At 69.1% G+C, this 7,337-nt stretch carries 6 protein-coding genes; 4 read left to right on the forward strand and 2 right to left on the reverse strand.

What is annotated here, in order from left to right; translation table 11 throughout:
- Positions 1–160: 160 nt before the first annotated feature.
- Both MXD60_RS28220 and MXD60_RS28225 read left to right on the forward strand, forming a co-directional pair.
- Positions 161–481, forward strand: coding sequence for a hypothetical protein (locus MXD60_RS28220; RefSeq protein ID WP_248822737.1), 321 nt, complete (start codon positions 161–163; stop codon positions 479–481).
- 1,066 nt (positions 482–1,547) lie between these two features.
- Positions 1,548–2,423 carry a hypothetical protein gene (locus tag MXD60_RS28225; RefSeq protein WP_248822738.1) on the forward strand — a complete coding sequence of 292 codons (876 nt, stop codon included), beginning with the start codon at positions 1,548–1,550 and terminating at the stop codon, positions 2,421–2,423.
- 276 nt (positions 2,424–2,699) lie between these two features.
- Here the strand turns inward: MXD60_RS28225 and MXD60_RS28230 are convergent, their stop codons facing one another.
- Both MXD60_RS28230 and MXD60_RS28235 read right to left on the reverse strand, forming a co-directional pair.
- Positions 2,700–3,347: a response regulator gene (locus MXD60_RS28230; RefSeq protein ID WP_248822739.1), complete on the reverse strand. Its 648-nt coding sequence runs from the start codon at positions 3,345–3,347 to the stop codon at positions 2,700–2,702.
- Positions 3,338–5,035, reverse strand: a complete 1,698-nt coding sequence (locus MXD60_RS28235) for a sensor histidine kinase (RefSeq protein WP_248822740.1) — start codon at positions 5,033–5,035, stop codon at positions 3,338–3,340. Before MXD60_RS28235 ends, MXD60_RS28230 begins: the two co-directional genes overlap by 10 nt.
- Positions 5,036–5,338: 303 nt before the next feature.
- On the opposite strand from MXD60_RS28235, the gene MXD60_RS28240 reads away from it, so the two are divergent.
- Together MXD60_RS28240 and MXD60_RS28245 are read left to right on the forward strand one after the other, a co-directional pair.
- On the forward strand, positions 5,339–6,616 hold the full coding sequence (locus tag MXD60_RS28240; RefSeq protein ID WP_248822741.1) for a lipase family protein: 1,278 nt from the start codon (positions 5,339–5,341) through the stop codon (positions 6,614–6,616).
- Positions 6,617–7,000: 384 nt separating this feature from the next.
- Positions 7,001–7,279, forward strand: coding sequence for a transposase (locus MXD60_RS28245; RefSeq protein WP_248822742.1), 279 nt, complete (start codon positions 7,001–7,003; stop codon positions 7,277–7,279).
- Positions 7,280–7,337: the final 58 nt, after the last annotated feature.

The raw sequence follows: 7,337 nt of genomic DNA on the forward strand, positions 1-7,337 counted from the left end.
CGCCACGCCGTACCAACCCACCGGCCAGGAGTCGGAGATCAGCCACCCAAGATCGACTTAAGCTTCACGGCATTGCCTCCTGACCCGGCTCGACCCATCCGGGCAGGAGGCCACTGCCACCCTTTCTGAGGAGGACCAGGCCGCGATTGACGCTGACAATGTGGAGCTGGCCGACTTGAAGGAGATGTGGAACGCCCGGGAAATTCCTACACGCGAGTACCGGGAGATGCGCCGAACCGTGGAGGAACGGATCAAGAAGGTGCAGCGAAAGACTGTGGTCCGCCCAACAGCGGAGGTGCTGGCCGGACTGACCGGCCCGCAGGCCCGCGCCGCGTGGGAGGCGCTGGCCGAGGCAAAGGAGAACGACCGGATGAACGCCGTGTTGCGGTTTCTGTTCGCTGCGGTGGTGATCGACGAGTCGCGGGCGCCGCGTGGCAAGTTCGACTACGGCCGTATCCACATCGATCAGAACCCGCTGTGATCACGTTGAAAGGTTCATACGTAATCCCGACGGGGGCCGACCACGCTGATGGTGGTCGGCCCCCGTCGGGGTTGAGGACACAGCGAGTTGGGCCAGGCAGCGGCGCTGCGGCAGTGTTCAGGCCGCGCGGGGCTCTCCCTGCCCGTCGGGCAGGGAGAGCAGCCGGGCCAGGCGTTCGGCTGACCGGCGGCTGATGGTGGTGGTGAACCCGGAACAGACCCGCGCAAGGTGATACGCCCGGTCGGTCGGACCTCCGATGTCCGCGCTGCCGGCCTGCGGCGGCTGGTTCCCACTGTTCGGAGGATCGTCATCCGAGTCGGTGTGGCAGGGGTGGCGGACACAGGACGGATCAACCACGGCACCTCACAGGAATCAGCGGAACTCGACGAATAGACGCTAACCGAACTATCCGTTACCACCAAGACCGCGCTCCACCAGCCATTTTCTCCCGCCCGCATGAGTTATGTGATGCCCAGAAAAGCAGAATTCCTGGCCTGCTTGGGTGGGGGTCACATACGCGGTACGCTGCGCAGACGTATAGCATCGGACCTGCCCGCTAGACAGGCGCACCGGTGGGAAGCCCCTCAGGGAGCGAGCAATCCGGGCAATAAGCCCATACTCGGCACCTATTTGTGACTGAAATCACTCTGATAGGGATTGTGGTCCGAGTCTGCGGGCGGGTTGCGCCGATGACCGTCGCGGCCTGAGTGTCTCGCTGGGATCGATGATCCTGGCACTGTTCAGTCTTTCGCGCTGGCATGGCCGTGACGGACGGTCCATTAAAGGCTGGCGTCCAGTGCGCCGATCGCTCTCCTTGGGCCGGTGATGCGCGGAGTCCTTGTCGAGCGGTATCGCCCAAGCGCGGCGATGACGACCGGTTCACGCCTGTCGCCCGCGCGCTACTCCCGAGATTCGACCGGCGCTGGGCATTCGGCGCCCCTGCCAGTGATCGCTGGCATGCCGTGATCGACCAGCTGGTGATCGCCACAACGAACGTATCCGGCTTGTGAGCTCCACTGCGACAACCAGGGTTGTCGTCATGGGCTGTGACATCTATGGTTGTCGCATGGTAGGTGATGCGATCACCCCCACGCTCGGCGCGCTGGCCGAGGCGAGCGAGCGGGCACGGTCCCTTGAGGCGGAGATTCGAACACTCGCGGCGCAGGCGGCGGCGGAGGGGGCGAGCTATGGCGACATCGGTCGCGCGCTCGGGATCACCCGGCAGGGAGCCCGCAAGCGTTTCCCGCGACTCCTCGACGCCCGGCGCGCCACGACGACCACGCCTGTCGCGTCCGAGCCGGTGGAGGCGATGGGTGGCCCGGTCAGCCGTTCGCCCAGCGAAGGGGACCCCACGGCCCACCATGCGACAACTTTGGTTGTCGATTCGGCGCCGGAGGAGGGTGTAGTCGTGGAGGCGGGCTCCACCCTAGGTGTCGCGGAGGCAGGGCCCGCGCAGCTGCCCACCGAGCCCGTAGCATCGACACCCAAACCCGGGAGTGCGACAACCATGGTTGTCGAGCCGGACCCGGTGGAGATCGGCGCCGGGCCGCCGGAGCGGACCGGCGCGCGTCCCGGCGTCTCCCGGCCGCGCCAGACGCGCTCTCCACGGGCGCGGCCACGCACGCCGCTGTCCGCGTTGGACAGGGCCATCGCCACCGCGGCTGCCGCGACCGAGCACAGCAGATCCACCCTGGAACGGACCGACGGCGGATACCGCGTGATCATCGATGGTGTGGACTGTGGCAGGCTCCGCCCCGTCTACAGGAGCGCCTACACGGACCGACCCAGTGGATGGCTGCCGCTGGCACCCGGGCTCACCCCCGTGTTCCCAGCAGGGCGCAGCTATCGGACCCGCGCCGAGGCCGTCAGCCACCTCGTCTCCGATCTGCGCCACCGGGACACCGAGCGCCGACGAAACAGGCGCGCGGGCACCCACCGCTAACCGTCCGATCCGCTCATCACCGCCTGCGTCGACAACCATGGTTGTCGACGCAGGCTGACACAAGGACTGCCGAGCCTGATCATTCTGGCCAACCATGGCAGATGGCCACCTACTGAAAGTGGCTAACAACGACCGTTTCTCCAGAAGAGGCTGGCTGTCCTCGCGGGATCCCTATCGGGGCTCTCGGCGTGGACCCTATGTCGCCGCTAGGGGAGTGCCGGTGGTTGGGCCACCGGGCTCACCCGGTCAGCAGCGGGGAAGGCGGGCCGTGGGTGGTCAGCGGTGTTCGAGGTAGGTCAGCACGGCCAGGACGCGGCGGTTGTCGGTAGCGCTTGCGGGCAGGTCGAGCTTGCGGAAGACGCTGCCGGTGTGGGTGCCGACGGTGTTGACCGACACGAACAGCCGTTGGGCGATGCCCCGGTCGGAGAGCCCCTGTGCCATTAGTTGCAGGACGGCGCGCTCGCTGGCGGTCAGGCGAGCGAGCGGGTCGTCGCGGCGTCGGGTCGCGAGGAGTTCCGAGACGACGTCGGGATCGACGACGGTGCCGCCGGCGGCGAGGATCCCTAGGGTCTCGCTGAGTTGCCGCGGTGCCAGGATCCGGTCCTTGAGGAGGTAGCCGGCTGCGCGGGCACCGCTGGCCAGCAGCCGGGTGGCGTACTCGGGCACCGGGTTCTGGGTGAGTAGCAGGACCCCCCGGTCGGGCTCCGCGGCCCGTAGCGACAACGCGGCCCGCAGCCCCTCGTCGGTGCGCGTCGGCGGCATCCGGATATCGAGGATCACCGCGTCGGGTTGACCACGCGCGACGGCTGCCGGGATCGCCTGCGCGTCTGTGAGCAGCTCGACGACCTCATGGCCCTCGGCCTCGAGCAGGCGGCGTAGTCCCTCGCGCACGATGACCGAGTCGTCGGCGACGATCACGCGCATGGCAGCTCCGCTCGCAGCTGGGTACCCCCACCTGGTGGGGAGGTGACAGTCAGTCTGCCGCCGGCGGCGGCGACCCTGTCGGCGAGGCCGCGTAGCCCGGTCCCGGCTGAGGCCGACGCGCCGCCGGGACCATCGTCGGCGACCTCGACGACCAGATGGCCCTCGGCGCGGACCGCGGCGACAGCCGTCTGCGAACCGGCGGCGTGCCTGGAGACGTTCTGCAATGCCTCGGCGACCACGTAGTAGGCGGTTGCCTCGAGGATCGGGTCGAGGCGGTCTTCGACGCGGACGTCGAGGGTCACCGGTGCCGGGCAGCGGCGGGCGAGAGCGGCGAGCGCGGGCGCGAGGCCCTGCTCGTCGAGAACAGCGGGCCGGATGCCATGCGCGACGTCGCGCAGCTCGTGGATCGCGTCGCGCACCTGCTCGTCGAGCTCGTCGACGAGGGCGCGCATCGGGCCATCGCCGAGCTGGCCGCGTAGGACGGCTACGGTGAGACCCAAGCCGAACAGGCGTTGCTGCGCGCCGTCGTGCAGGTCGCGTTCGAGGCGGCGGCGCTCGTCGTCGGCGGCGGCGGCGAACCGCTGCCGAGAGGCGTTGACCTCGGCGAGCTGGTGGCGGACCTCGGCGTATAGGCGCGCGTTGTCGAGGGCGAGCCGGGCGGCGCCCGCCGCCGCGTCGAGCAGCTCCTGGCGGTCGGTCAATGTGGGGTCGTGGGCGAGCAGCGCGAACGGTGGATCGCCGAGCGCGGTGACGACCTGGGAGCCATCTGTGGGCAGATGGTAGGGCGTTCCCGTGGTGTCGACGACGGTTCCGTCGGAGGGGAAGACGACCCGCAGGGCAGGATCGCGCAGTACATTGCGTAGCTCAGTCTGGACGGTCGCGGCGGAGACGTGGGCGAGCCGTCCGACCAGGCTGCCGACGGAGGCGAAGGCGAGGCGCTCGGCGACCAGTCCGGCGAAGAACGGGACGACCAGCGCGGCCGCCGCGACCCAGGCGTACGCGTAGTACAAAGCGTCGTCGACGGCGGAGCCCGGCGCAAGGTGCTCGGCGATCTGAAAACCGACGAAGCAGACGACGGCGGCGGCGAACCCGGCGAACACGCCGCCGAGAGTCCGGCGAAGCCTCGGCGCCGCCCGCGCGGCCCGGCGGGCGAGCAGCGCCACCGCCAGGACGGCGAGGACGAGCCACGCGGCCAGGTTCGCGTTCTCCAGATCGAGGTAGAGCCGGCGGCTAGCGATCAGCTGAACGGGACTGTCGTAACACCAGAAAGTGCAGGTCGAGTGGTCGATGGTGCGGGTGACCAGCAGGAGCGGACCGGCGATAGCGGCGAGCCAGAACGCGATGGTGACCACTGCACGGTCCACACCTGCGGAAAGCCTGCCCGAGGGGTAGGACAGCAGCAGCTGCGCGGCGATCGCGACCGGCACGAGATACAGGCCCGCGCCGACGACTGTGAAGACGTCGTATCCGGGAAAGGTCGTTGGCAGCTGAACATCATGGGGAATCTCGATGAGAGACGAATAGCCGAGCGCCACCAGCCAGAGGCCTGTCCGGCTGCCCGGCCGGATCCGCCACAGCACGAGCCCGGCCACCGCGAACCACAGACCAGTGCCGATTCCGGACACCGCGACGGCGGGACCCATCGTGCCGTACCCAAAACCCAGCCATGCGTCTCCCGTGACCGCCACGGCAAGGACGATGCTGTGCGCCGCGAGGGACGCGGCCGATGGCGCCTGCCGCGCACCCCCCACCACAGTGCCAACGATAGCAGCATGATCACATCCGTGGAATTCTCGGCCGCGCTTGCTCCTGACCCAAGGGGGCGCCATCGGCCGCGTCTCATGGTTTCTCCCGAGGCGAACCACAGAAACTCCCGACGCGCCCCCGGCTCGGTACCCGTGACACTTTCCATGCCGCTCGGGAAAAGGGGCGGCCCGATGCCGCTCGCCGTGGCGGTGACAGCCGAAGAACGGAGAGCGATGGCGCGACGTGTGAAACCGCTGGCATGCACACGGCGGGCGGGCCTCGCCACCGGCCTGGTGCTCGCCGCCGCAGCCTGCGGCGGCGTTGGGCAGCCGGCCGGCGCAGGAACCCCGCCGCCGGCGAGCCCCGCAGCCGTTCTGCACCACGGGCAGGTCCCTGCTCCGGAGGGGGACGCCTTCTACGCCCCGCCACTGCCGCTGCCCCACGGCCAGCCCGGCGACATCCTGTGGTCACGCAAGATTGCGTCGACCGGTCAGTTGCCTGGCCTGGGTGTCGAGGTCGTCCAGATGCTGTACCTGTCGACCGACGCACTCGGACGGCCCGACGCTGTGTCGGGCACCGTCATCCTGCCCTCGGCCGCGGCACGGTCGACCGCCCCGGTGGTCGGGTTCGCGACCGGTACCGAGGGGCTGGGGGACACCTGCGCGCCCTCCAGGACGATCGCGGCCGGCACCTTCGACTGGACCGACCACCTCGTCGCGGCCGCCCGCCACGGCTGGGCGGTGGCTGTCACCGACTACGAAGGGCTCGGCACACCAGGGGACCACACGTACAGCGTCGGCCGGTCCGAGGGCCACGCCGTCCTCGACGCGGTCCGCGCGGCCCAGCGCCTGCGCGGCGCCGGTCTGCGCGCCGACACGAAGGTCGCCTTCTGGGGCTACTCGCAGGGCGGCGGCGCGGCCACGTGGGCGGGGCAGCTCGCGCCGGCCTACGCGCCCGAACTGCGCAGCGTCGCCGTCGCGGCCGGCGGGGTACCCGCGGACCTGACCAAGGTCAGCGAAGCGGTCGACGGCAGGCCCTGGGCCGGGGCAGAGCTCATGTCGGCGATCGGCTTCGCCGCCGCCTACCCGGAGCTACGGTTCGACGACGCCGTCCAGCCTGCCTTCCGCCCCGCCGTCCAGCGGCTGCGCACCGAGTGCATCAAGCAGGCCCTGCCCCCATTCGCCGGCAAGCATGTACGCGACATCCTGACTGCGGACCTGCTCCACGCACCGCCCTGGCAGGCCCGCCTGACGCAGAACTCCCTCGGCGCGACGCCGCCCACCGTCCCGATCCTGCTCTACCACGGCACAGCCGACACGGTCGTCGCGTTCGACCAGGCCGAAGCCCTGGCGCGCCGGTACTGCGCCGAGGGAGTGGACGTGACGTGGCGGCCGTACGCCGGCGAGGTTCACGGCGACGCGTGGAACCACATCGACACAGTGACCTCCTACCTCACTGACCGCTTCGCCGGCACGCCCGCGACCCCCTCATGTCTCCGCGAAGTTCCGACTGAGAAGCCCTGACGCGCCGCCGAATCCCCTGCAGGACCCAACCCGAGCAGCTCGATGACCCATGATCACTTGCCTACGCCAATGCCTCCACGGCGCCGCCGCCCAGGGCACCCAGCGGCTGTCGGCACTCGAAGGCTCCCACGGCCCGACCATCATCCACCTCGCCGACCGCGCAGCCACCTCCCTCGAACCCTTTACCGACACGACTAGACGCCCAATCACCTGCAGCTGGTCGAGGCAGGCTGGAACCGGAGACAAGACTTCATGACTGAACTGTCCTCAAACCAACAGTGCACCCGCCCAACCCACCACCGCATCTGCGGCCAAGTGAGGTGCCCCTTTTCTCCCGGACAGCGGTCCCTACTAGAATTAGGGGCAGCACGGAAGGGGTAATAGTTGACGCAGAAGCGCAAGAGATACTCGCCCGAGTTCAAGGACGAGGCGGTGAAGATGGTGATCGAGACATCTCGTCCGATCGCAGACGTCGCGCGTGAACTCGGCATCCTCGAGGGAACACTCGGGGTCTGGGTCGCCGCCTACCGGCGTGCCCACGCCGGCGAGGCACCGTCACCGGCCGCCGAGGACAACACGCGAATACGCGAACTCGAACGGCAGAACCGTGAGCTGCTCATGGAGAACAGCTTCTTGAAAAAGCCGGTGTGCCACGAACGCTGAAGGTTGCTTGCTAGCTGAGTGATCGACAGCGGTGCTGTACGAAAGATGGAGGATTGCA

This window comes from Frankia sp. AgB32 (assembly GCF_023243045.1).
In the GTDB taxonomy this organism is placed as follows: Bacteria; Actinomycetota; Actinomycetes; order Frankiales; family Frankiaceae; genus Frankia.

What these genes read in the sequence shown, in the direction of transcription:
- MXD60_RS28225 (WP_248822738.1), top strand. Translation starts at nt 1,548, where the DNA reads ATGGTAGGTGATGCGATCACCCCCACGCTCGGCGCGCTGGCCGAGGCG.
- MXD60_RS28230 (WP_248822739.1), bottom strand. Translation starts at nt 3,347, where the DNA reads ATGCGCGTGATCGTCGCCGACGACTCGGTCATCGTGCGCGAGGGACTA.